Source organism: Streptomyces mobaraensis NBRC 13819 = DSM 40847 (assembly GCF_017916255.1).
GTDB lineage: Bacteria > Actinomycetota > Actinomycetes > Streptomycetales > Streptomycetaceae > Streptomyces > Streptomyces mobaraensis.
This window is the reverse complement of the sequence record NZ_CP072827.1, coordinates 5,927,112-5,949,742: the sequence shown is the minus strand read 5'-3', so window position 1 is coordinate 5,949,742 and position 22,631 is coordinate 5,927,112. Positions and strand designations below refer to the sequence as shown.

22 protein-coding genes and 1 pseudogene are annotated in these 22,631 nt (G+C 72.4%); 9 read left to right on the top strand and 14 right to left on the bottom strand.

The window, feature by feature from the left end:
* Nucleotides 1-20: 20 nt before the first annotated feature.
* The 5 genes from J7W19_RS25720 to J7W19_RS25700 all read right to left on the bottom strand — a co-directional run bounded on the left by J7W19_RS25720 (nucleotide 21) and on the right by J7W19_RS25700 (nucleotide 5,985).
* Nucleotides 21-1,490: a nucleobase:cation symporter-2 family protein gene (locus tag J7W19_RS25720; RefSeq protein WP_106429579.1), complete on the bottom strand. Its 1,470-nt coding sequence runs from the start codon at nucleotides 1,488-1,490 to the stop codon at nucleotides 21-23.
* 158 nt (nucleotides 1,491-1,648) lie between these two features.
* Nucleotides 1,649-3,031: an 8-oxoguanine deaminase gene (locus J7W19_RS25715; protein WP_004942464.1), complete on the bottom strand. Its 1,383-nt coding sequence runs from the start codon at nucleotides 3,029-3,031 to the stop codon at nucleotides 1,649-1,651.
* Nucleotides 3,032-3,066: 35 nt separating this feature from the next.
* Nucleotides 3,067-4,011 carry a factor-independent urate hydroxylase gene (gene pucL, locus J7W19_RS25710; protein WP_051072546.1) on the bottom strand — a complete coding sequence of 315 codons (945 nt, stop codon included), beginning with the start codon at nucleotides 4,009-4,011 and terminating at the stop codon, nucleotides 3,067-3,069.
* Nucleotides 4,012-4,032: 21 nt separating this feature from the next.
* Entirely contained in the window at nucleotides 4,033-4,884 is an 852-nt protein-coding gene (uraD, locus tag J7W19_RS25705) for a 2-oxo-4-hydroxy-4-carboxy-5-ureidoimidazoline decarboxylase (protein ID WP_106429576.1), read from the bottom strand.
* Between the two features lie 147 nt (nucleotides 4,885-5,031).
* Nucleotides 5,032-5,985 carry a LysR family transcriptional regulator gene (locus tag J7W19_RS25700; RefSeq protein WP_004942459.1) on the bottom strand — a complete coding sequence of 318 codons (954 nt, stop codon included), beginning with the start codon at nucleotides 5,983-5,985 and terminating at the stop codon, nucleotides 5,032-5,034.
* A gap of 134 nt (nucleotides 5,986-6,119) precedes the next feature.
* On the opposite strand from J7W19_RS25700, the gene J7W19_RS25695 reads away from it, so the two are divergent.
* Nucleotides 6,120-6,836 (top strand): SDR family NAD(P)-dependent oxidoreductase, encoded by a 717-nt coding sequence (locus tag J7W19_RS25695; RefSeq protein ID WP_004942457.1) that lies wholly within the window; start codon nucleotides 6,120-6,122, stop codon nucleotides 6,834-6,836.
* 1 nt (nucleotide 6,837) lies between these two features.
* On the opposite strand, the gene J7W19_RS25690 is transcribed toward J7W19_RS25695, so the two are convergent.
* Complete coding sequence (locus tag J7W19_RS25690) at nucleotides 6,838-8,418, bottom strand: sensor histidine kinase (RefSeq protein ID WP_004942455.1); 1,581 nt, start codon at nucleotides 8,416-8,418, stop codon at nucleotides 6,838-6,840.
* Complete coding sequence (locus J7W19_RS25685; protein ID WP_004942453.1) at nucleotides 8,415-9,104, bottom strand: response regulator transcription factor; 690 nt, start codon at nucleotides 9,102-9,104, stop codon at nucleotides 8,415-8,417. Before J7W19_RS25685 ends, J7W19_RS25690 begins: the two co-directional genes overlap by 4 nt.
* Before the next feature lie 139 nt (nucleotides 9,105-9,243).
* Between J7W19_RS25685 and J7W19_RS25680 the strand changes: the two genes are divergently transcribed.
* Nucleotides 9,244-10,524, top strand: coding sequence for a glycosyltransferase (locus tag J7W19_RS25680; protein WP_004942452.1), 1,281 nt, complete (start codon nucleotides 9,244-9,246; stop codon nucleotides 10,522-10,524).
* A 32-nt stretch (nucleotides 10,525-10,556) separates the two neighbouring features.
* Here J7W19_RS25680 and J7W19_RS25675 read toward each other — a convergent pair whose 3' ends face one another.
* From J7W19_RS25675 to J7W19_RS33540, 3 genes and pseudogenes are all read right to left on the bottom strand, one after another.
* Nucleotides 10,557-11,030, bottom strand: a complete 474-nt coding sequence (locus J7W19_RS25675; RefSeq protein ID WP_004942450.1) for a hypothetical protein — start codon at nucleotides 11,028-11,030, stop codon at nucleotides 10,557-10,559.
* Between the two features lie 12 nt (nucleotides 11,031-11,042).
* Nucleotides 11,043-11,888: a hypothetical protein gene (locus tag J7W19_RS25670; protein ID WP_233478307.1), complete on the bottom strand. Its 846-nt coding sequence runs from the start codon at nucleotides 11,886-11,888 to the stop codon at nucleotides 11,043-11,045.
* A gap of 198 nt (nucleotides 11,889-12,086) precedes the next feature.
* Nucleotides 12,087-12,302 (bottom strand): annotated as a pseudogene (locus J7W19_RS33540) (helix-turn-helix domain-containing protein); the annotation flags it as partial.
* A 289-nt stretch (nucleotides 12,303-12,591) separates the two neighbouring features.
* On the opposite strand from J7W19_RS33540, the gene J7W19_RS25665 reads away from it, so the two are divergent.
* Together J7W19_RS25665 and J7W19_RS25660 are read left to right on the top strand one after the other, a co-directional pair.
* Entirely contained in the window at nucleotides 12,592-12,780 is a 189-nt protein-coding gene (locus J7W19_RS25665; protein ID WP_004942446.1) for a hypothetical protein, read from the top strand.
* 133 nt (nucleotides 12,781-12,913) lie between these two features.
* Nucleotides 12,914-13,192, top strand: a complete 279-nt coding sequence (locus J7W19_RS25660) for a hypothetical protein (RefSeq protein WP_040889000.1) — start codon at nucleotides 12,914-12,916, stop codon at nucleotides 13,190-13,192.
* Between the two features lie 4 nt (nucleotides 13,193-13,196).
* Here J7W19_RS25660 and J7W19_RS25655 read toward each other — a convergent pair whose 3' ends face one another.
* The 3 genes from J7W19_RS25655 to J7W19_RS25645 all read right to left on the bottom strand — a co-directional run bounded on the left by J7W19_RS25655 (nucleotide 13,197) and on the right by J7W19_RS25645 (nucleotide 15,880).
* Nucleotides 13,197-14,069 (bottom strand): oxidoreductase, encoded by an 873-nt coding sequence (locus J7W19_RS25655; protein ID WP_004942442.1) that lies wholly within the window; start codon nucleotides 14,067-14,069, stop codon nucleotides 13,197-13,199.
* Nucleotides 14,056-14,925, bottom strand: coding sequence for a helix-turn-helix domain-containing protein (locus tag J7W19_RS25650; protein ID WP_051072542.1), 870 nt, complete (start codon nucleotides 14,923-14,925; stop codon nucleotides 14,056-14,058). The genes J7W19_RS25655 and J7W19_RS25650 overlap by 14 nt, the downstream gene beginning before the upstream one ends.
* 109 nt (nucleotides 14,926-15,034) lie before the next feature.
* On the bottom strand, nucleotides 15,035-15,880 hold the full coding sequence (locus J7W19_RS25645) for a helix-turn-helix transcriptional regulator (protein ID WP_040888999.1): 846 nt from the start codon (nucleotides 15,878-15,880) through the stop codon (nucleotides 15,035-15,037).
* A 68-nt stretch (nucleotides 15,881-15,948) separates the two neighbouring features.
* Between J7W19_RS25645 and J7W19_RS25640 the strand changes: the two genes are divergently transcribed.
* Nucleotides 15,949-16,746 (top strand): dienelactone hydrolase family protein, encoded by a 798-nt coding sequence (locus tag J7W19_RS25640; protein WP_106429575.1) that lies wholly within the window; start codon nucleotides 15,949-15,951, stop codon nucleotides 16,744-16,746.
* Between the two features lie 58 nt (nucleotides 16,747-16,804).
* Here J7W19_RS25640 and J7W19_RS25635 read toward each other — a convergent pair whose 3' ends face one another.
* Nucleotides 16,805-17,599 carry an IclR family transcriptional regulator gene (locus tag J7W19_RS25635; protein ID WP_051072541.1) on the bottom strand — a complete coding sequence of 265 codons (795 nt, stop codon included), beginning with the start codon at nucleotides 17,597-17,599 and terminating at the stop codon, nucleotides 16,805-16,807.
* 580 nt (nucleotides 17,600-18,179) lie between these two features.
* Here J7W19_RS25635 and J7W19_RS25630 point away from each other — a divergent pair.
* The 4 genes from J7W19_RS25630 (at nucleotide 18,180) to J7W19_RS25615 (ending at nucleotide 22,563) form a co-directional block, all read left to right on the top strand.
* The gene (locus tag J7W19_RS25630; protein WP_004942433.1) at nucleotides 18,180-19,592 is read left to right on the top strand and encodes a phenylacetate--CoA ligase family protein; all 1,413 of its coding nucleotides are present in this window, start codon (nucleotides 18,180-18,182) and stop codon (nucleotides 19,590-19,592) included.
* On the top strand, nucleotides 19,589-20,506 hold the full coding sequence (locus J7W19_RS25625; RefSeq protein WP_004942432.1) for a hypothetical protein: 918 nt from the start codon (nucleotides 19,589-19,591) through the stop codon (nucleotides 20,504-20,506). Before J7W19_RS25630 ends, J7W19_RS25625 begins: the two co-directional genes overlap by 4 nt.
* A gap of 269 nt (nucleotides 20,507-20,775) precedes the next feature.
* Entirely contained in the window at nucleotides 20,776-22,023 is a 1,248-nt protein-coding gene (locus J7W19_RS25620) for a helix-turn-helix transcriptional regulator (protein ID WP_004942429.1), read from the top strand.
* Nucleotides 22,024-22,374: 351 nt separating this feature from the next.
* Nucleotides 22,375-22,563 carry a hypothetical protein gene (locus J7W19_RS25615; RefSeq protein ID WP_004942427.1) on the top strand — a complete coding sequence of 63 codons (189 nt, stop codon included), beginning with the start codon at nucleotides 22,375-22,377 and terminating at the stop codon, nucleotides 22,561-22,563.
* Nucleotides 22,564-22,631 lie beyond the last annotated feature (68 nt).

Below are 22,631 nucleotides of genomic sequence, written 5' to 3'. Positions count from 1 at the left end.
TCGGTGTGCCCCGATTATCACTAGATCAGCGGTTTCTCCCCTTCCGCCACGCGGGGTGGTCCGGCGGCCCGCCGGGCGCGCCCCACTCCCCGGAAGGCGAGGTTGAGCAGGACGGCCGTCAGGCAGCCGGCACTGACGCCCGAACCGAGGACGGTCCGCACCGCCTCCGGGACGGCATGCCCGGCGTAGAAGGTCTTGGAGACGACGGGGATCATGCCCATGCCAAGCGAGACGGCGGCGACGAGCACGTTGTCGCCCCGGTCGAGCCCCGCCTTGACCAGGACGCCGATGCCGCTCGCCGCGACCGTCCCGAACAGCACCAGGCCGGCCCCGCCCAGCACCGGCCGCGGCACCAGCGCGACCAGCGAGGCGAACGCCGGACTGAGCCCGAGGACGACGAAGACCAGCCCGCACACGGCGACGGTGAAGCGGCTGCGCACGCCGGTGATGGCGACGAGTCCGATGTTCTGCGCGAACGCGCTGTTGGTGAAGCCGTTGAACACGGGTGCGACGGCGCTGCCGAGGGTATCTGCCCGCAGCCCGGCCGCGATCGTCGTCTCGTCCGCCGGCCGCCCGACGATCTCGCCGAGCGCGAGCATGTCCGCCGTGCTCTCCGTCATGCACACCAGCATCAGGATGGACATGCTCACCACGGCCGACACCTGGACGTGCGGGGTGCCGAAGTGGAACGGCTCGGGGAAGCCGACGAGCGCCGCGTGCCGGGTGGCGGAGCCGTCCACCGCCCCCAGGGGCACGGCCAGCAGCGTTCCGGCGACCAGGCCGAGCAGCACGGCGATCTGCCGCAGGAACCCCTGGAGCAGCCGGCGCAGCACCAGCACGATGAGCAGCGTCGCCCCGGCCAGCCCGAGGCCGGTCCCGGTCGCGGGCCGCTCCGGGTGGCCGTCCTGGATCCAGCCGAAGGCGACGGGGAGCAGGGTGAGGCCGATGAGGGTGATGACCGTGCCGCTGACGACCGGCGGGAAGAAGCGGACCAGTCGGCAGAAGTAGGGGGCCAGGACGAAACCCAGCGCCCCGGCGACCATCACGGCCCCGAAGACCACCGGCAGCGCGTCCCGCCGGTCCGCCTGCCCGTCGGCGATGGCGAGGACGGGCGCGACGCCCGCGAACGAGACGCCGTTGACGAACGGCAGCCGCGCCCCGACACCGCGGAACCCGATGGTCTGGAGCAGCGTGGCCAGCCCGGCCGTGAACAGGGCGGCCCCGACGAGGAAGGTGACCTCCCGCGTGGACAGCCCGACGGCGGCCCCGATCACGAGCGGCGGGGCGACGACACCGGCGTAGCTGGCGGCGACGTGTTGCAGTCCGGTCGCCAGCAGGCGGGCGGGGCGCGGGAGTTCGTCGACGGGGTGGACGGACGGGGGTGCCTCCGGCGGCGGGGACGACTTCGGTGGCGGGGATGGCTCCGGTGGCGGGGGCGCGTCCGCGGGTGGGGGTGCGTCCGGTGGTGACGACGCCTCCGGGCCGGGGATCTGCCCGCCGCCCGCCGGGGGCGGCCCCGATTCGGGTGGTTCGGCGGCGGCGTCGGCGGACGGGCTGGGCACGGTCACGGGGGCGTTCCTCCTGTCGTTGTGCGTACCGCCGATGGGGCAGCACGGTTTCCGGAGGCGTCGCGGGATGGGGAGTTCCCTCACTCCCCCGCCGCGATGCGGGCCAGGCGGCGGGATTCGGTGCGGGCGGCGCGGGCGATCCCGTCCTCGTCGGCGGTGACCAGCCGGCCGTTCTCGACGACCGGCCGCCCGTGGACGAGGGAGAGGGTGACGGGCGCCGGCGGGCCCAGGACGAGGGCGGCCACCGGGTCGGCGACGGTGGAGTGGCCGAGCCCGTCGAGGCGCCAGAGGACGAGGTCGGCGAGCTTGCCGGGTTCGAGCGAGCCCAGTTCGTCCGCCCGCCCGAGCACCCGCGCGCCACCGTACGTCGCCATGCGCAGGGACTGACGGGCCGTCAACGCACCTGCGCCGGAGGAAAGCCGGTGGACGAGGAGGGAGTTGCGCAGCTCGGTGTGGAGTTCGCCGGACTCGTTGGAGGCGGTGCCGTCCACGCCGAGCCCGACCGGGACGCCGGCCGCGAGGAGGGCGGGGACGGGGGCGGTGCCGGCGGCGAGGCGGGCGTTGGAGGACGGGCAGTGGGCGACGCCGGTGCCGGTGCGGGCGAAGGCGGCGATGTCGGCGTCGTTCATGTGCACGCAGTGGGCCATCCACACGTCGTCGCCGAGCCAGCCGGTGGAGTCCAGGTAGTCGGTCGGGCCCATCCCGAACCGCTCCTTGCAGAACCGCTCCTCCTCGACCGTCTCCGAGCCGTGCGTGTGCAGCCGGACGCCCTTGCGGCGGGCGAGCGCGGCGGCCTCCCGCAGCAGGTCGGTGGTGACGGAGAACGGCGAGCAGGGCGCGACGCCGACGCGCAGCATCGAGCCGGGGGACGGATCGTGGTGGGTGTCGATCGCCTCCTCGGTGGCGGCGAGCGCGGCGTCGATCGTCTCGACGGCGAAGTCCGGCGGCAGCCCGCCGGCGGACTCGCCGAGGTCCATCGAGCCGCGGGTGGGGTGGAACCGCACCCCCAGCTCGCGGGCGGCGCGGATCTCGGCGCCGAGCAGGTCGCCGCTGCCGCGCGGGAAGACGTAGTGGTGGTCGGCGGCGGTGGTCACCCCGCCGCGCACCATCATGGCGAGCGAGGCGCGGGCCGCCTCGTACACCATGGGCTCGTCGATGCGCGCCCATATCGGGTAGAGCGCCTTCAGCCAGTCGAAGAGGACGGCCTCCTGGGCGAGGCCGCGGGTGAGCCACTGGTAGAAGTGGTGGTGGGTGTTGACCAGCCCGGGGGTCGCCAGGTGGCCGCCGGCCTCCACCCGGCGGACGACGCCGGTGAGCCCGGCGGGGGCGGGCCCGGGGCCGACGGACTCGATCCGCTCGTCCGCGATGACGAGGTGGCCGGTGGGGTGTTCGGTGTCGTGCGCGTCCACGGTCGCGAGGGCGCAGTTCTCGATGACGGTGCGCCGCGGTTGTGCTGCTGTCACAGTGCTGTTCCTCCGGAAGTACCGCGGGCGGAGCCCTAGAGACAGGTGAGGTCCACGGGGATGCCGGGTTCCGCCCCCGGGCGCAGGACGGTGGCCTCGATCAGGCCGTACGGGCGGTCGGCGGCGTAGTAGACCTCGTGGTCGTTCTTGAGGCCGAAGGGCGCCAGGTCCACGAGGAAGTGGTGCTTGTTGGGGAGGGAGAGGCGGATCTCCTCGATCTCGGGACGGTGCTCGACGACCCGGCCGCCCATCGCGTGCAGCGTCTGCTGGAGGGAGTACGAGTACGTGTCCGCGAAGGCGTGCAGCAGGTGGCCGCGGACGGCGGCCCAGGACCCGTCCCAGTCCGGCGCGGGCCGGGCGTCGTCCGTCCAGCCGTACCGCCAGCGGGAGTTGACCTCGGTGGCGAGGACGCGGTCGTCGGTCTCCTCAAGGGTGGTGTAGTGGTCCTTGACGAAGCCGCGGAACTCGGAGCCGGTGGAGTTGAGGACCACGAGGTCCTTGAGGCCGGAGATCACCTCCCAGGCCGTCCCGTCGTAGGTGATCTGCGCGGTACGGGTCTCGCGGCCGGCCCGGACGAAGGAGTGCCGGGCGTCGCCGCCGGGCGCGTCGATCCGGTCCCAGGCGTGCTCCTCGATCCGGATGCGCGCCCGGTGGATGGCCCGCTGACTGGTGACGAAGTGCCGGGCGAGGTGGATGCCGAACTCCTCGGCCGAGGCGATGCCGCGCTCCTTGGCGAAGGCGAAGACGGTGTTCTTGGTGGCGTCGGTGGTGAGGACGTTGGCGTTGGAGCCGGAGAGGTGGACGTCCTCCATGTCACCGGAGAGGGCGACGGAGACGACGAGGTCCTTGATGTGGTGGGTCGCGCCGTCGCGGGTGACGCGGACGACGTGGCACTCGGCCTTGCCGTACTGGTTCTGGCCGAGGACGGGACGGGTGGCGGCGGGACGGCTGGAGGCTTCGGTCGTGGGGCCTTCGGTCATGGGGGCTTCGGTCATCGCGTGCTAGCTCCCTCGGTAGACGGAGTAGCCGAAGGGGCTGAGCAGCAGCGGTACGTGGTAGTGCTCCCCCGGCGCCACGGCGAAGACCGCGGTGACCTCGGGGAAGAACGCTGCGCCCCCGGCTCGTTCACGGGACAGGTGGGGCCCGACGTCGAACCGCAGCCGCGCGTGGGTCGCTTCCCCGGGCAGCGCCGGAAGGCCGCCGCACCGGCCGTCGCCGTCGGTCTCGGCGGTGCCGACCGCCGACCAGGCGCCCCGGGTACGGGCGGTGAGGGCCACGGTCACCCCGGCGGCGGGGCGCCCGGCGGCGGTGTCGAGGACGTGGGTGGAGACGGTGGCGGTTTCCGTGGGGGTGGATTCCGTGAGCCGGGTCAGCCGCAGCCGGTTGATGCGCCCCAACTCGGCTCTGGTGACCTCGCGTTCGCGGTCGGGCGGGTTGCCGATCCGGCGCCGGAGGGCGTCGCGCAGCTCCTCGGCGGTCAGGCCGGTGGCGCAGACGAGGAAGACGTGGCCGAACCGCTCCCGGTAGGCGAGGTTCAGTTCGCGTACCTCGGCGGCGAGCGCGGGCGGCGCGCCGGTCATGCCGCGCTGTTCACCGGCCGAGACGGCGTCCCCCGGGGTGGGCCGCCCGATGGGCGGGTGCCCGGCGAGCGCCTCGTCGAGCCCCGCCGCGTCCAGCCGCGCCACCGCCGCGTCGGAGGCGGCGAGCAGCGCCCGGACGTCGGGGTACGGACGGCCGCGCAGCAGCTCCTCGACCCACGCCGTACTCGCGCACACCTCCGACAGCGCGGCGCGGGCCGCACCGTCGTCCGCCGCGTTGAACCGGGTGAGCCCCGGCACCGAACTCGAAGTCACGGGAACCTCCGTGGCGCTTCTCGCCGCACTCGGACGCGCTGCGCACAGCTAACGCCCTGGACACCTCGGCGTCAACACTTTGTTGAAAAACCACGCTTGGCGGGATACCCGGGCGCGACCGCGCTCATGCGGGCCCGCCGCCGCCGATCAGGATCGCCCCCGCGACGCCGACCGGCGGCGGTCGTGGACCTCGTCGAACCAGCCGCGGCCACCGTCGGCCTCACCCTCGCCGCGGGCCTCACCCTCGCCGTGAGCCTTGCCCTCACCGCCGGCCTCGCCATCACCGTGTCCGGAGCGCCGCCGCAGCGTCGCGGTGGCGATGTCGAGGAAGGCGGACGCGGGCCCGGAGGAGTCGCCCTCCGGGACGGCGAGGCAGGTCTCGACAGGCAGGGCGTCGGTGACGGGGAGGTAGACCAGGTCGGGGCGGGAGTACCTGCCCGCGACGCTGAGCGGGACGAGGGCGACACCCTGCCCGGAGGCGATGAGCTCGAACTTCTCTTCCAGTGAGGACGTCCGCCGCGTCCTGACGTCGAGGATCGGCTCGGCGTCGAGGTCGGCGACCGTGAGAGCGGGACGACCGGCCAGCGGGTGGGCGGCGGGCAGGCAGAGGACCTTGCGCTCGCGGCCGATGGGGACGGTGCGCAGCCCGGCGTCGTCGAAGGGGCGCCGGAGGAAGCCGACGTGGGCGCGGCCGTCGCGCAGCGGCGCGTCCTGCTCCCACCAGCGCAACGGGAACACGTCGACCGCGACCTCGGGGTGGCGCGCCGTGAACTCCCGGATGGCGTCGGACACCTGGAGGCCGGGCGAGAAGGCGACGACGAGCCGCTGCTCGCCGCGGTCGGCCTCGCGCACCCGCCGCAGCGCGGCGTCGACGACGGCGGTGATCCGGCGCGCCTCGTCGTACAGCTGCCGTCCGGCGGCGGTGAGTTCGACGCTGCGGGTGGTGCGGTCGAGCAGCCGGTACCCCAACTCGTCCTCGAAGGCCCGGATCTGCCGGCTGAGGACCGGCTGGGCGATGAACAGGGCCTGGGCCGCCCGGCCGAAGTGCCGGTGCTCGGCGACCGCGACGAAGTAGCGGAGCTTGCGCAGGTCCAGATCCATGCCCGAACGGTATCAATGCGGAGGGAAGGGTATTGGACGCCCGGCGGGGCCCGCTCGGAGACTGGGGCCCTGCCCGCCGGCCCGTGTCCGCGGAATCCGCCCGCCGCCGGCCCGTATCCAGAACAGGAATCAGCATGTCCGAGACCCGTAGAACCGCTCTCATCGTCGGGGCCTCCCGGACCCTGGGCCTCGGGATCGCCGCCGAGTACCTCCGGCGCGGCTGGGACGTCATCGGCACCGTCCGCGGCACCGGACGTACGGGCCTGCACGACCTGGCCGCCACCCTCACGTCCGACACCGACACCTCCGGGGGCCGACTGACCGTCGAGTCACTGGAGATGACAGACCCGTACCGGATCGCGGCGCTCCGCGACCGGCTGGCGTCGCGGACGCTCGACCTCCTCTTCGTCAACGCCGCGATAACGCGCGGCGATCTCCCGATCGGCGAGGTGCCGACGGACATGTTCACGGAGGTCATGGTCACCAACGCGCTGAGCCCGATGCGCGTCGTGGAGACCCTCCGCCCGCTGGTCGCCCCGGCCGGCACCATCGGCGTCATGTCCTCCGACCAGGGCAGCGTCTCGCTGAACACGCGGGGCGGCCAGGACCTCTACCGGGCGAGCAAGTCCGCCCTCAACCAGCTGATGCGCTGCCACGCCGCCCGGCACGCCTCGGACACCCGGACCCTGCTCCTGATGGACCCCGGCTGGGTCCGCACCGGACTCGGCGGCCCGGAGGCGGACCTCAGCGTGGAGGAGAGCGTTCCGGGGGTGGTGGAGACGATGGAAGCGCATCGGGGGAAGCGGGGCCTGCACTTCGTCGACTACGAGGGGAAGGCCGTGCCCTGGTAGTTCACGCCGACCCGGGCAGGACGAGGGTGAAGGTGGTCCCGGGGCGCGGGTGGTCGGAGCCGGCGGTGAGGGTGCCGCCGTGGCGCTCGGCGATGTCGCGGGCGATGGCGAGCCCGAGGCCGCTGCCGCCCGCGTCGCGGGCGCGGGCCTCGTCGAGCCGGGTGAACCGCTCGAAGACCAGCTCGTACTCGTCCGGGGCCAGGGGCGTGCCGTCGTTGTGGACGGTGACCGTGTGCGTCCGGCCGTCGGTGGTGACGTCCAGGACGACGGCGGTACGCGCGTGCCGTACGGCGTTGTCGAGGAGGTTGCGCAGCAGGCGGTGGAGTTGCGCGCCGTCGCCGCGGACGGGTGCCCGGTCGGGGCCGGCGCGCAGCGAGACGGGGTGGCCGCGGTGGCGGTACTCGTGGACGAGCTCCGCGGCGAGGCCCGCCAGGTCGACCAGGGAACGGGCAGCGGGCCGGTCGGGGCGGGCCAGCAGGAGCAGGTCCTCGGTGAGGGCGTGGACGCGCCGCGTGGCCGTGAGGGCGTGCCGCAGCGTCTCGTGCGCGTCGACGGTGTCGGGGTGGGCGAGGGCGGTCTCTAGTTCGTAGCGCAACGCGGCGACGGGGGAACGCAGTTCGTGCGAGGCGTCCGCGACGAAGCGGCGCCGGGCTTCCACGGCGGCCTCCAGCCGGTCCAGCGTGGTGTTGGTGGTCAGGGCCAGGCGGCGGACGGGGTCGCGGGCGTCCGGGACGGGGACGCGGCGGTCGAGGCTGGTGTCGGTGATCTCGGCGACCTCCCGCCTGATCGCCTCGACCGGACGCAGCGAGCGGCGCGCGGCCGTCCAGGCGAGGGCGGCGACCAGCAGCGCGGCCAGTGGGACGCCCGCCAGGAGCGGGACGCGCAGAGGGTCGGCGGCCCGCTCGGAGTCGTCGGGGGGCACGAGGACGTAGAGGGTGGAGCGGCATGAGCCGTCGGCCTCGGTGGGCCGGCGGCACGCGTGCGCGGGGGTGTGCACGGCGGTGGCGAAGACGGTCATGGTGCGGTGGGCGAGGACGTGCGCCTGCCGGTGGTCGAGGAGCGCCTTCTGCTCGGCGGAGGTGTTGGTGACGGGCGGCGGCTTCAGCGTTCCGTCGGGACGGTGGAAACGGTCGTGGTCGCGTTCGTCGACCCCGCCGACGCGGACCGTGCCCCGCTGCGGGCCGCCGGTCGCCCGGCGGGGAGGCCCTTCGGGCGGCGGCGGGAGCCGGCCGGCCAGACCGGTGAGGTCCTCGGTGCCGCCGGCCGCGGCGACGGTACGGCCGGCCCGGTCGATCTGGATGAGGGGCCAGCCGCGCAGGGGGTCGCTGAGCCCCTCCCCGCCCGCTGCCGCCTGGGCGGCGAGCTGGATGGACAGTTCGAACGCCCGGTTGTCCGTCGCCCGGTAGGCGTTCTCCCGCACGTGCTGGAACAACCACCACGCCCCGGTGCCGGACAGCACGAGGGCGGTGATCCCCGCCACGAGCGCGATGCGGACGTGTCCGGGCAGTCCGGACAGCCGGCGGAGCAGGGCCGGCGGAGCGGGCGTACGGCGGCGCCACGGCCTCCGGCGGGCGGTCGTCACGGCCGTTCGCGGGGCGTGAGGCGGTACCCGTACCCGCGGACGGTCTCGATGCTGTGGGTGGCGAAGGGGGCGTCGGCCTTCTTGCGGAGCGTCGAGATGTAGACCTCCACGATGGCGGTGCCGCCGGTATAGGCCGGGTCCCAGACCTCGTCGAGGATCTCCTCCTTCGGCACCGGGCGGTCCGGTGTGCGCAGCAGGCAGGTGAGGATCGCGAACTCCTTCGGCGTCAGCGCGAACTCCACGTCGCCCCGGCCCGCGCGGCGGGAGGTCACGTCCGCCCACAGGTCGCCGACCCGCAGCACGGACCGGTCGGCCGTGCCGGTGGCGCTCCGGCGCAGCAGGGCCCGCAGCCGGGCGAGGAGGACGACCGAGGAGAACGGCTTGACGAGGTAGTCGTCGGCGCCGGTGTCCAGGCCCTCCGCCTCGTCGTACTCGCCGCCTTTCGCGGTGAGCATCAGCACGGGCGTGGTGAGGCCCGCGGCGCGGAGCGCGGAGCAGATGCGGTAACCGTTCAGACCGGGGAGCATGATGTCCAGCACGATGACCGCGTGGCCGCCGGTCAGGGCCCGCTCCAGCCCGGTGGTGCCGTCGCGGACGAGTTCGACGCGGTAGCCCTCCGCCGTCAGGCCGCGCCGGAGGGCGGGGCCGAGCTGCGGGTCGTCCTCGACGACCAGGATGCCTGTCACGGGATGAAGCCTGCCATGTCGGCAGACTCCTCCCTTAAGACGGCCTTTGGGTTCTTTAGATCATCTTTGGGTGGATCGCCGCATGCTGTGTCCCACACCGTGACCGACCCCACCAGCCGCCGGCCGGAGGCGTGCACCCATGCGTATTTCCTTCCTCCTCCACAACGCCTACACCGTCGGCGGCACGATCAGGTCGACGTTCAACCTCGCCGCCGCGCTGGCCGCCGCCCAGCACGACGTGGAGATCATCTCGGCCATCCGCTACCGCGAGACGCCGGTCATGGGCGCCCCGCCGGGCGTCCGGCTGACCCATCTGGTGGACCTGTGCCGCGACTCCCCGCACTACGACGGCGACGACCCCCGCCACGCCCGGCCCGCCCGCGTCTTCCCCCGCGCGGACGGCCGGCACCGGCAGTACAGCCGCCTCACGGACGAGCGCATCGGCCGGTATCTGTCCGGGTTGGAGACGGACGTGATCGTCGGCACCCGGCCGGGCCTGAACGTGCACATCGCCCGGCAGGCCCACCCCGACGCCATCCGAGTGGGCCAGGAACACCTCACCCTCTCCGGCCACGGCCTGCGCCTGCGGCACGAGATACGCCACCGCTACCCCCTGCTGGACGCGCTCACCACCGTGACCGAGGCCGACGCGCACGCCTACCGGGGGCTCGCCCTGCCGGGCGTACGGATACGGGCGATCGCGAACAGTGTCCCCGCCGCGGCTCCGGCCGCCGGCCCGGCCGAGCACCCCGACCGCAAGGTCGTCGTGGCCGCCGGGCGCCTCATCCCGGTGAAGCGCTACGACCTCCTCATCAGGGCCTTCGCCGGCGTCGTCGCCTCCCACCCGGACTGGCGGCTGCGGATCTTCGGCAGGGGCGACACCACCGGCGACGAGCGCCGCGCCCTGACCGCCCTCATCGACGCCCTCGGCCTGCACGACCACGTCTCCCTCGACGACCACGTGGACAACCTGGAGGCGGAACTGGCGAAGGCGTCCATAGCCGTCTCCACCTCCGACCGGGAGTCCTTCGGCATGACCATCGTGGAGGCCATGCGCTGCGGCCTCCCGGTCGTCGCGACCGACTGCCCGAACGGCCCGCGCGAGATCATCACCGACGGCGTCGACGGCCGCCTGGTCCGCCCGGGCGACACGGCGGGCGTCACCGCCGCGCTGTGCGACCTGATCCGCGACGACGCGACGCGCCGGCGCATGGGCGAAGCGGCCCACCGGAACTCGGCCCGCTTCACCCCGTCCCACATCGCCGCCCAACACCTCGCGCTGTACGAGGAGTTGCTGAGCCGCGGCCCGGGCAAGCGCGCCCTCGGCCCCCTGCGCGAGGCCGCCCACCGATCGCGCACCGCCGCCATCGACACGGCCCACGCGCTGCGGTCGCGCGCGCGGCGCGCGCTGAAGAGGTGACGTGCGGGCCGGACCGAGGCCGTCGCGACCTGCTACCGGGAGGCTCCGTCGGGCCAGACAACCTGAGTGGGAACGCCGTTACGCTCGGCGTAGGCCACGACGTCGGCGGTGCCGCCATAGCCGCGCGCCGGCTCACCATCCCAAACGGCGACCAGCCGGTCGACGAGCCCCACCATCAGCTCGCTGCCCGCCATGTGAGCGTGTGAGTCGGAGTGCCGCAGTCCCGTCGCGTGCACGTCGACAGCTCGGCGCATGAGCTCGTCGTACTCCGCGTGATGCGAGAGCGGCAGCCCCTCTCGGTAGCTCTCGGCAGGAACCACGACTTCAAGCCGCCCGCCCCGGGCGAGAACTTCCTGCGCCAACCACGCATCCGGCCCGTCCGCGATGCAGCTCACGACGACCAGGTCCGCCGCCTCCAGCGACGCGACAAGAGCGGCCAGCTCCAAGCGAACACGCCTCTCGACTTCGGACGAAAGTCCGCGATGGCCCGTGATACCAATCCTCATGCGACCCTCTCGTCACAGGTATACATCGTGCATTCGCTCATCGAAGTCGCGGACGATGACAGGCGGGTTCCCCGTGGAGAGACCTCGTCGGAACTGGCGCGCCCGCTCGACCACGCGTCCCGAGCGCAACTTCAAGCCGACGTCCAATGCTTGTGTCGCGAGGGTGAACGCCGCGTCCAAGTGCCCGGAGGCCATATGTCCACTGGCCACGTCCAGCGCTAGGAGGGCCCGCTGTTTCTCATGCCCCGATGATAGGGCCGCGGAGGCGTCTTCCACAGACGAATGCACCCACCGCGGACGTGCCAGCCGGGCGCCACACGTAATGCGAGCCGCGGCGACCTTGCGCTCATCGAATACGAACACCCACGGCCACGGCGGCGGATCCGCGCTGTGCAGCCGCTCTACCTCCGAAGCACTCGCCACGAGCGCGCGCTCGGCCGCACGTTCATCGCCTGCTGTCGCGTGCGCGACCGCTTCCAACGAAGAGAGCCATGCCGCGGCGATGGCGGGCCTGTCACGGCCCAGCAGTCGGCGTGCGCCGTGGATGAGACTCAGGCCCTGCGCCACATTGCCCGCGTCCACTTCGAAACTTGCCAAGCTGCCCTGCTGGTAGGCGAGCAGCAGGGGGTCGGCCGACTGGCGGGCAGCCTTGATCGCGGCTCCGTACCATGTTCGCGCCGAGCCGTGATCGCCCATGTCCCAGCTCAACCAGCCGGCCAGGCCGGCCACTTCGCTCCCCACCGACGCCAGCCTGGACCGCGTCGAACGATCCCGCGCCTGCGACGTCACTGCTTGGATGAGACGCATATGTCCCTGCACCGCCTCGGCGAGCACGCGGGCCGGGGCGGTGGCGTCCATTCGGCGATATGCGGTCGTAGCCATACGCAAGACGGCTGCTTGCCCGGTCTCCCTCTCTTGCGGGGCGGGAGTCGGCACACCGAGGACTGGCACGGAGGCGGTTATCGCCACGCCGGTCAGAAATTTACGCCGTTCCATTGGATCATTCCCATCCCCGGGCGGGCTCGCACCGCTGTCGGCCAGTCCGACCAAATGCGGTGGGATGCCGAGATGACTTGCCGCCCTCGCGAGCATTGCCATGTGGTACTCGCCTCTGCCGCGCTTCTCCAGGCGTGAGACAGCGGACTGAGAGAGTCCGCAGGCGTCACCGAGTTGGCCCTGAGTCATACGGGCGTTTTCACGCGCCAGTTTGATGACTCGTCCGTAGTCGCCTTCCGCGGCCGCTTCCCGCAACCTGGCGTCGGACCACTGCATTTGCGCCTGCTCCCCTCACGGTAACTGCGAGTGACCGCACCCGCGAGCCGCCGTATGCGTTGGGCGCATACCCGTATGCCCTGTCCGCATGACGCCTGGCCCGTCGAGCCCCTGCAACGGTTTCCTCATCCCCCAACGACAGATGGAGGTGGACGGTGCGAGGACTCAGAGAGCCGTCGATCACATCGGACTGGATCCAGGTGTCTCGGCTCCACCCGGATACGCCCGTGGTTCACATGGAACTCTGCAGGCGAACTCCGAGTCGGGCCACGGCAGGGGGGTGTGTCCGATGGTGAGATACGGAAACTGGGCCACCGACACCCGGGACGGCCGGCTCGGCCAGGTGGTGCGCCAGAAGTACACGCACATCGTGCTGCGCGCACCGGACGGCCGAAGTGAATGGGACTGCCCGTTCGACGACCACCGCATCGCGACCGTGCGGGAGCTCAAGGACGCCGGGCTCTGGGAGCGGCGGTGAGCGCCGGGCGGAAGGAGCCGCGTTCCCGGCTGACGCTGCGCGTCTCCAGGGACGGCGGCCGGACGTACGGGAGCACGGTCACGCACCTCCCCCGCGCCGACCGCCCGCCGGACTCGCCGCTCCGCTTTCCGCCGTGTTCCTGTCCCACCTGTCACCCGAGGACCCGATGAACCACCCCTCACTCCCGATCCTCTTGCCGCACAGCGGCGGACCCCGCGCGTCGCGCACACCGACGCCGTGCCCGCCCTGCGAGATCCACGAGGGCGAGCTCCGCGCCCTGGAAGTGGAGTTGCGGGCCGCCGAGCGCCGAGAGGACGGCAGCCGTGTCGCGCTCCTGCGGCACGAGCACGACGAGCGGCTCGAAGCCCTGCGCCGCCACCGCGACGGTCACGCGCGACGGGCCGCGCCCTGAGCGGTCAGCCGGCCGCGCGTTCCGCGGGAAAGTCGGCGCCGAGCGTCACCTCGCGCCAGCCGTCGAAGGCCGTCCGGAGGGAGTCGAGCCTGGCGGTGGCGATGTCGTACGCCGCCTTGCCGAGCAGCAGGCGCAGCGGCGGCCGTTCGGCCGTGACGGCGTCGAGGACGGCCCGGGCGGCGCGTGCGGGGTCCCCGGGCTGGTGGCCGTAGGTGGCGAAGGTGCTGGTGCGCCGGGTGCCGGCGGTGGGGGCGTAGTCGTCGATGACCACGGCGGACTGGCGCATGGAGGGTCCGGACCAGTTGGTGCGGAACGCGGCGGGTTCGACGATCGTCACGTTGATGCCCAGGGGGGCGACCTCGGCGGCGAGGGACTCGGAGAGACCTTCCACCGCGAACTTCGTGGCGTGGTAGTAGCCGGTGGCGCCGAAGCCGGCGAGGCCGCCGAGGGACGACATGTTGACGATGTGGCCCGAGCGACGGGCTCGCATGCCGGGCAGGACGGCCTTGGTGGTGTCGATCAGACCGAAGACGTTGGTGTCGAACAGGGCGCGCACCTCGTCGTCCTCGCCCTCCTCGACGGCGGCGAGGTACCCGTAACCGGCGTTGTTGACCAGGACGTCGATCCGCCCGAAGGCCGCCTCCGCCCGGGCGACCGCCTGCGCGATCCGGTCCGCGTCGGTGACGTCCAGCGGCAGGGCGAGGGCGCGTTCCCCGTGCCCGGCGACCAGGTCGGCGACCGTGCCGGGGTCCCGAGCGGTGACCACGGCGCGCCAGCCCCGTTCCAGCACCGCATGGGCGAGGGCCCGGCCCAGGCCGGAGGAGCAGCCGGTGATGAACCACACGGGACGGTCGATGGACGTGTCAGAGGTGCTCATGTGGGATGTGTCCTTCGTTTTGGGGAGTGATTCGAACGCTCTGGGGATCGATGGCGGTGAGGTCGCCCAGCAGGGTCAGCGACCGCTCGGCGGTGCTGCCGGGCTCGGCCCGGTAGACCACCAGGTGCTGGCCGGGGGCGCTGTTGACGGAGAAGGTCTCGAAGTCCAGGGTGAGGTCGCCGACCGTCGGGTGCCGGAACCGCTTGGCGGAGGCCGTCTTGGCCCGTACCTCGTGGCGCGCCCACATGCGGGCGAAATCGTCGCTGCACACGGACAGTTCGCCGACGAGTTCGCGCAGCCGCCGATCGTCCTGGGTGGGGTTGGCGGCTCGCAGCGCGGCCACGCACCCCTGCGCCACCACGGACCAGTCACGGTAGAAGTCCCGCGCGGCCGGGTTCAGGAACATGGCGGTGATCAGGCTGTTCTCGCCGCCGAGCCAGGAGAACAGCGCTTCGCCGAGGGGGTTGACGGCCAGCAGGTCGAGGTACCGGCCGTAGACCAGGGCCGGGGTGCCCGCCCAGGCGTCCAGCAAGGACACCAGTTGCGGACCGGCGCACTCCCGGGCGGGCCGGGGGCGTGGGCGCGGCGGCGGATCGACCGTGGCGCGCAGGTAGGCGGCCTCCTCGTCCTTCAGCAGGAGCGCCGCCGCCAGGGCCCGCAGGACCTGGGACGAGGGATTGCGTTCGCGTCCCTGTTCCAACCGCACGTAGTAGTCGGTGCTCACCCCGGCGAGAACGGCCACCTCCTCCCGGCGCAGACCGGGGGTACGACGCGCGCCCGCGGGCATCCCGTGGTCCTCAGGGCGCACCAACGCGCGACGGGCGCGGAGGAATTCGCTCAACCGGTTGTCGTCCATGCCGTCCAACGTACGGTCCGGCACCGTGAAGAGGGTGGCCCTGCCGCACCCACCCAGGGGGACGGACCTCGGCGCGGCTTCGCCTCCGGCCTACTGGCTCCGCGCGTCGTCAGGGGCCTTCGGCCCGGTCCGTCTCCAGCAGCCGGGAGATCCGGGCCTGGACCCGGTCCGAGGCGGTGAAGGTGACCAGTTTCTGCTCGGGGTCGTCGGCGAGTCGGAGCACGACGTGCTCCAACTCGATCTCGCCGAGGGCAGGGTGGCGCAGCCGTTTGGTGCCGGAGCTCAGCGGCATGACCCGGTGCTGTGGCCACCATTCCCTGACCTCGGGGCTCACCGCGTGGAGGCGTTCGAGCAGCGATCCGAAGCCGGGGTCGCCCGGGTGCCGAGCGGCGGCGGTGCGGAACCGGCCGAGCAGCGCGGACGCTTCGGCGGGCCAATCCACCATCACCTGGCGGGCGGCGGGGTCGGAGAACATCCACCAGAGCAGGTTGCGGGCTTCCGGCGGCCGGGCCGGCCAGTCGGTCCACAGGGTTCGGGCGGCCCGGTTGGAGGCCAGCACGTCCCAGCACCGGCCGGTGACATAGGCCGGGCAGGGGTCGAGCCGGTCGACGAGGGAGGCCAGGGCGGGTGGCGGCGCTTCGGCGACGGCGGGGGTCTCGGCGGGTGGGGCACCGTGGACGAGTTCGTGGACATGCCTCCGCTCGGCGGCGTCGAGCCGTAGGGCCGCCGAGAGCGCGTCGAGCACCTGCCGGGAGGGACGTACCTCGCGGCCCTGCTCCAGGTAGGTGTAGTACGTCGAGGAGATAGCCGCGAGCTGGGCCACCTCCTCACGGCGCAGGCCGCGGGTCCGGCGTCGAGTCCCTGCGGGCAGACCGACGTCGGCCGGCCGGAGCCGCTCGCGGCGGGAGCGGAGCAGCTCTCCCAACTCCCTTGCACGGGAGGTGGACTGAGGCATCCTGGTACTTCCGTTACTAGGAAAAACGTCCTGTGGATACCAGTCTAGGGCGTGGCTACGTTGGCGCCATGAACAGCATGAACGTCACGAGTACGGACTCCGGCACGACCGGGTCCTACCCCATCCGTACGGAACGCCGGGACATCCCGGTGGGCGACGGTCCCGCGATGGGGGCCTACGTCGCCCGGCCGTCGGCTCCCGGCCCGTTCCCGGGCGTCCTGGTGGGCATGGAGCTCTTCGGTGTCGACGCCGGTGTCCGCGAGGTCTGCGACCGGCTCGCGGCACTCGGGTTCGTGGCCCTCGCGCCGGACTTCCACCACAGGACCGCTCCCGGAAGCGAACTGCCCCGCGACCCCGAGGGCCGGAAGCGGGGCTTCGAACTGCTGGAGCTGATGACGCGCGCCCAGGTGCTCAGTGACGTCGGCGCCGCCGTCGACCACCTGCGCGCGACCGGCAGCGAGCGCGTCGGCATGGTCGGGCTGAGCGTGGGCGGTCACATCGCCTACCTCGCGGCCACCGAGTTCGACCTCGCCGCGGTGGCCGTCTTCTACGGCGGCTGGCTGCCGACCACCGACATCCCGATCAGCCGCCCCGAACCGACGCTGTCGCTCACCCCGAAGATCACCGGACGCGTCCTCTTCCTCGTCGGCGAGGAGGACCACCTCATCCCGCCCGCACAGCGACGCGAGATCGCGGACGCACTGCGCGAGGCCGGCACACCGCACGAGACGGTCGTCTACCCCGGCGTCGGACACGGCTTCCTCCGCACCGATCGCACCACGTCCGCCGACGCGTGGCGGCGCGTCCACGCACTGCTGGCGGGCACCGCGGCCCAGCCACCGCGGGAGCTTTCGCAGTCGACTTGAGCGATGTGGAGGTGCGGACCCCGGGGGCGACCGCACACGGGACAGTCCGGCCGCCGGCTCAGCGGCCTCGACCGGCCGCGCCCGCTAAGCTCTTCACGGCCCGGTTCGGGGCCGGCCCGGCCCTGCGGGGCCTGGGTGCGGGCTCCGGCAGGCGGGCCAGCCTGCCGCTGATCACCGACGCCGCACGGCTCACGGCGTCGCACAGCGGAGGGATCAGCTTCGCGTCCAGGGCGGTCACCGCGACGGCGGCCACCACCTGGCCGGACGCCGAGTGCACCGGAGCCGCCACGCACGACAGCGACTCCACGCACTGCTCGTAGTCGAACGCGAGCCCCCGCTCCCGAATCCGCGCGACCTCACGCGCCCAGGCGGCCTCCGTCCACCCCGCGGGCCGCCCCGGCACCGGGCCGGCCGCCGCCAGGACCAGTTCGGCCGCGCTGCCGGGCGGCAGGACGGCCCCGGAGCGCAGCGGGAAGACCTCGCCCACCTCGCCCCGCATGCCCCCGACGACGATGATGTGTCCGCCTTCGGGCACCGACAGGCTCAGGCTCACCTCACCGTTGAGCGCCGCGAGTTCCCGCAACGGCCGGGCCGAGGCGGCGCGCAGCGCGCGCGCCGGATGCCAGGACTGCCCGAGCCGAAACGTCCGCGGGCCCAGCCGGTAGCGGCCTTCGTGACTCTGCACCGCGCCCAGCGCGACCAACTGCCCGAGCAGCCGGTGGGCGGTGGCCTTCGGCAGCGCGGCGTCGCTCGCCAGCCGGGTCAGCCCCACCTCGTCGTCGTGCGCGAGTACCTCCATGAGTGCGAACGCGCCTTCCAGCACGCCGCGTCCCTCAGCGCCGGATCTCGCCATGAGGGTCCCCCTCTCATGCCGGGCCGTCGATCGGACGGCCCCACAACTCCCCCGTTCGAACCCTTCGCCTGGTGGTCGTCGACGCGGCACGCCGCCCGTCCGGCTCGGCGAACGGGCCCAATGCCAGCGCTGCGTCGCCTTGTTCTCGAACACCGGCAGCGGTGAACCTACTTCAGCCTCCGCTCGATGAACAGTAAACGTCTGCACAGTGACGCCCTCCGCCGGTGACGAAGTGCACAGCAGGCCCACGGCCCTCCCCCGGTCGCGTTTCCCCCTCGGTCCGCGGTCCGCTGAATGGACCCGATCATTGCCCGTGCGCGGTGGTCGCGCCACTGTGTCTGTCGTCAAGGGGCGGAACGCCGGTACTCCCGCGGGAGTCGAGCGGACGTCCACTCGCAGCAAACAGGGGAGGCACTTATGAGCGCCATCAAGTCGAGCGCGAAGCAGTTCAAGTACGTCGTGGGCGCGATGACGGCCGTCTTCTTCAGCACTTGTTCCGCCAGCTGACGTACATCACGGGGGTGGGGGCGGTCCGCCGCCCCCACCCCTTCGTCCTGTTCGAGGTGCGAGGGAGGCATCAGTGCTGGAGACGGCTGTCCGGCAGGTGCGGGTGGCCATGGCCATGGTGTTCGGCCGGCGGCTGAACGTACGGGCCGTGGAACGGCTGGTCGCCGACGCGCTCGTCACGCTGGAGGAGTTCGGCTCGCTCGGCGACGACGTCGACGAGCTGGCCGACGGACCGTTCACCGATCCGGCCGAGCGCCGCGACCTGCAGAACCGGGCGCTCCAGCGCACCGTGCGCAGGCTCGCCACGCGCTCGCCCTTCTACCGGGAACGGCTCGCCGGGACGGACCCGGCCGGTATCACGACCGAGACGCTCACCCGCATCCCGGTGACGCGCAAGGCCGATCTGATCGCCCGCCCCGCCGACTTCCTCTGCAGCGCCCCGTACCTGGTGACACAGACCACCGGGACCACCGGCGCGCCGGTCCAGGTCTGGCTCTCCCGCTACGAGATGGAGCTGTGGCCCGCTCTGATCGCGCTGTCCCTGGTACTCCGCGGCGACCTCGGGCCCGGCGACCGGATGCAGATCAACCTCAGCTCGCGGGCGACCGCCGCCGTGCAGGAGGACGTCGAGGTGTGCCGCCTCGCCAACGCCGCCTGTCACGTCGTGGGACAGGTCCCGCCCGAGGAGTCCGTCGAGCACCTGCTCGGCCGCTCCGGCCCCCGGCCGACGGTGCTCACCGGCAATCCCAGCTACCTCGCCCGCATGGTGACCGTCGTCCGCGAACGCGGTTACGGGCCACGGGACTTCGGGCTGCGCGCGGTCTACGCGGGAGGGGAGATGCTGTCGCGCAACCTGGAGGCCGCCTTCCGCGAGACCTTCGGCGCACGCACCGTCGGTGACTCCTTCGGGATGACCGAGCTGCTGCCCGTCAGCGGCCGGACCTGTAGCCACCGTCACCTGCACATCGACCCCAACATGGGGTACACCGAGGTCCTCGACCTGGAGACGGGCGAGCCCGCCGGGCCCGGCCGCCTCGGCGAGCTGACGGTCACCCCGTACTTCCCCTACCGGGAGTGCATGCCCGTCCTGCGGTACAACACCGGTGACGTGGTCCGCACCCTGGACGGCGAACCCGCCTGCGAACTCGCCTCGGTCCCCGCGGTCTCCCACATCCTCGGCAAGGCCGGACAGCTGTACCGCACCGCCGACGCCGTCGTCACCCCGCGCGACATCGTGGAGGCGCTGGACGGCACCCCCGGCCTGCCCTGGCCGCTGCGCCACCGGGCCGAGGTCACCGCCCAAGGCCGGCTGCGCGTGGAGGTCGCCTCCAGGGAAATCGGCGCGGCCGACGTGACCGAACGGCTGCGGGCCGAGGGCATCGACGCCGACGTCACCGTCCTGCCGCTGGCCGACACGAAAGCGGCGCTGCGCTTTCCGCTCCGCTGCGACCTGCTGGAGCACACCTTCACCCGGAGCCACGCATGACGGTCTTCTTCCAACTCGCGGTCAGCTGCGCCCTGGCATGCGCGGTGTGCGTCGGCGCCGTCGGCTACTTCCGCACCGTCCGCACCCCCAGGCCGCCGATCGGCGTCTTCAACGGCACCGACATCTTCCTGATGATGGGCTTCGTCCTGGCGCTGCCGTACCTCTACCTGACGCTGCCCGGCCCGGTCCTGCCGGCGGTGCTCGCGGCGGCCTTCGCGGGCGGGCTGTCCGTCGGCTACCAGCCCGTCATCGGCGACGGAAGGCTGCGCTGGGCACTGATCGCCGCGCTGATCGCGGCCGTGCTCGGCGCCCACCTCGCCTTCGGCGACACCGCCGCGCCGTACTGGATCGCCAACAGCTGCGTCGTCGGCCTGGTCGTCATCTCCGCCACCAACATCAACGTCCAGGGCGGGATGCGGCTGAGGAACGTCGCGTGGTTCCTCCTCGCGCTCACCGCCTACGACGCGTTCTTCGCCTGGGTCGTCCCCCTGACCGAGGAACTGTCCGACGCGGTCCAGGGCTACCCCTTCGCCCCCGCGGCCGGGCTGCGCGTCGGGGAGGGCCTCGGCGCCGTGCTCGGCATGGGCGACCTGCTGGCCTACGCCCTCTTCACCACCGCCGCCTACAAGGCGTACGGGAAGGCGGGACTGCGCACCGGGCTCGTGCTGGTCGCCCTCTTCGGCGGCGTGGCCCCGGTGGCCGCCCTGCACATCGTCGGCGCGGTCACCGGGCACGCCGCGGCGCTGATCCCCGCCCAGGTGTTCTTCGGCCCGGCGGCCTTCGCCGGCCATCTGCTCCTGCGCCGCCGGGGCCCGGAACGGCGAATGGCCGACATCGCCTTCCACCGCGAGCGGATCGGAGCCCCGAGAGCGGCGGCCGGCCCGGGCCGCGCCCTGGGCGAGGCGGCGCGATGACACGGGGGCGGGAGCCGGACGGGGCCGATGCCGAGGCCGCCCCGACACCCCGGGTCCGCGGGCGGCGGGCGGCGGGCGGCGTAGGCCGGCACCGTCCTCCGGGAGAACCCGGACGCGACGACGGTCGCCCCGACGACCTCGACACCGCCGACCACCCGGCTCACTCCGCCCGCTGATCGCCTCCCCCCAGTTGGGTAGATGTTCGAGTGAGGACGCCGGAGTGCCCGCGGCCTCGTACTACCGTGGCTGCTCAGAGAGTAGGTGAGCGTATGTCCAGTGAACTGGCCTCGAACGTAAAGCGATACCGGCTCGCAGCCGGCTTCAGCCAGGAGTCATTGGCGGAGGCGGCGGGGCTGTCGGTCAAGACAGTGCAGAAGGTCGAGCAGGGCGGGGACGCCCGGACGGAGACCCTGCACACCCTCGCCCGCGCGCTGAAGGTAACGACCTCGGAGCTGTTCGCCGCAGGCAGCCCGGCCCCGGTCGTGGGTGATGAGGCTACGCGCCGAAACCTGGTCGCCTTCCGCTCGATCCTGATGCCTCCGCTGGGCCTGGATGGGCCCGTGGGGACACCTGCGGGGGATGGAGGGGCGGCCGGAGCGCGTCAACAGGTCGCCCACGCCCTGTCCCTCTACAGGGCCAGCGAACTCGATTCGGTTGCCCGAGCACTCCCGGGGCTGCTCCAACGGACGCAGACCGCTGTGACCACAGCGGAGGGGGAGGAAGCGCGGCAAGCCGCGACCATCCACGCAGAAGCCCTGTACGTCGCGGGCAAGTACCTCACTCAGGTGCGCCAGTACGACCTCGCGTACATGGCCATAGCCGAGGGCATTCGGGTGGCCAGGACCGCCGGCCATCAGCATCTCGCGACGATCGGCGTCGTGGGCATGGGGTGGCTCCTGCTGCGTCAAAATCGTTTCGGAGAGTGCTACGCACTGGCGGTGGCCACGGCCGAGCGGGTAGAGCCCAAGATCTCTGAAGCGAGCCGGACCCGAATGGCTGTTTGGGCGGAACTGTGGATGCGCGCCGCCGCGGCGGCTGTCCGCGACAACCGCCCCGACGAAGCAAAGCACGCTCGGAAGATGGTCTCAAGGGCCGTCGCCGGCATGGAAAGTGAAGACGACAGCTGGCCGGGGAGCTGGGGCGGCGTCGGCCCCATCACGGCCGAGCTGAAGCGCGTCGAGGACATCCTCCTCGTCAGTCGAAACTCCGCGGACGCACGGGAGGTCCTGGACCGAGCCGACGAAGGCGTCCTGTCAGCCAGGGCCCGGAGGCAGATCGGAATGCCCAGTGGCTCGAACTGGGTTCGGCATCGCCTTGTTGTGGCGAGCGCTCACACGCTGCTGGGTGCTCACCAAGACGCGATGGACGAGCTGATCCGCGTACGGCGTACACGGGGTGAATGGATGCGGCATCAGCCGCTGGCCCGCAAGGTCATGGGCGACATTCTGAAGACACGTAGCCGCACCCTCACGGCGGACATGCGGGAGGTTGCCGCTCACCTGGGCGTTTCCGGGTAACTCCCATGGAACATGGGAGCTCGATGCAGCCGCGTTCCAAACTCCCTTCTTACGCCCATGGTTAGTGTCACACCGCACACCTACCGTCATGGACGACAAACCGTGAGGACGACTCCGGGGGCGCTATGACGGAGAACCGTAGCGCCGGGGACCGCCGGCGACGCCGTGATCTGTACGACTCCATGGTCGAGCTGGCGCCGTCGGCGCCCGGCCTGGCACACCTCATCGAGCGCCTGAATTGGGGCTTGTTGATCGACTGGGACGGGTCCGCCGTCCGCGTCCTCGGCAGTGGTGAGGAGGCGGCTAAATGGCACGCGACGAGCACGGCGATCGGTCGGGGGGCGGGGCGTAGTGGTCAGATACGGCAACTGGGCCATGGACACCGGCCGCAACCGCCTGGGCCAGGTGGTTCGCCGGAAGTGGGGTGAGGTCATCCTGTGTTCGACGGACGGCGTCGAGTGGACGTGCCCGGAGGACGAGCACCGGATCGCCACCAAACCGGAGTTGAGGGCCGCCGGCCTACTCCCGGAGGGTTCGTGAGCGCTGACCCGAAACCGCGTTCCCGCCTGACGCTGCGGGTCTCGCGGGACAGCGGGCGGTCGTACGGT

Coding starts and splice junctions, on each gene's coding strand:
- pucL (WP_051072546.1), bottom strand. CDS start 4,011: ATGACCGAAGGCCCCACGACCGAAGCCTCCAGCCGTCCCGCCGCCACC.
- J7W19_RS25700 (WP_004942459.1), bottom strand. CDS start 5,985: ATGGATCTGGACCTGCGCAAGCTCCGCTACTTCGTCGCGGTCGCCGAG.
- J7W19_RS25695 (WP_004942457.1), top strand. CDS start 6,120: ATGTCCGAGACCCGTAGAACCGCTCTCATCGTCGGGGCCTCCCGGACC.
- J7W19_RS25680 (WP_004942452.1), top strand. CDS start 9,244: ATGCGTATTTCCTTCCTCCTCCACAACGCCTACACCGTCGGCGGCACG.
- J7W19_RS25675 (WP_004942450.1), bottom strand. CDS start 11,030: ATGAGGATTGGTATCACGGGCCATCGCGGACTTTCGTCCGAAGTCGAG.
- J7W19_RS25670 (WP_233478307.1), bottom strand. CDS start 11,888: ATGGACGCCACCGCCCCGGCCCGCGTGCTCGCCGAGGCGGTGCAGGGA.
- J7W19_RS25665 (WP_004942446.1), top strand. CDS start 12,592: ATGGTGAGATACGGAAACTGGGCCACCGACACCCGGGACGGCCGGCTC.
- J7W19_RS25655 (WP_004942442.1), bottom strand. CDS start 14,069: ATGAGCACCTCTGACACGTCCATCGACCGTCCCGTGTGGTTCATCACC.
- J7W19_RS25650 (WP_051072542.1), bottom strand. CDS start 14,925: ATGGACGACAACCGGTTGAGCGAATTCCTCCGCGCCCGTCGCGCGTTG.
- J7W19_RS25645 (WP_040888999.1), bottom strand. CDS start 15,880: ATGCCTCAGTCCACCTCCCGTGCAAGGGAGTTGGGAGAGCTGCTCCGC.
- J7W19_RS25640 (WP_106429575.1), top strand. CDS start 15,949: ATGAACAGCATGAACGTCACGAGTACGGACTCCGGCACGACCGGGTCC.
- J7W19_RS25635 (WP_051072541.1), bottom strand. CDS start 17,599: ATGGCGAGATCCGGCGCTGAGGGACGCGGCGTGCTGGAAGGCGCGTTC.
- J7W19_RS25625 (WP_004942432.1), top strand. CDS start 19,589: ATGACGGTCTTCTTCCAACTCGCGGTCAGCTGCGCCCTGGCATGCGCG.
- J7W19_RS25620 (WP_004942429.1), top strand. CDS start 20,776: ATGTCCAGTGAACTGGCCTCGAACGTAAAGCGATACCGGCTCGCAGCC.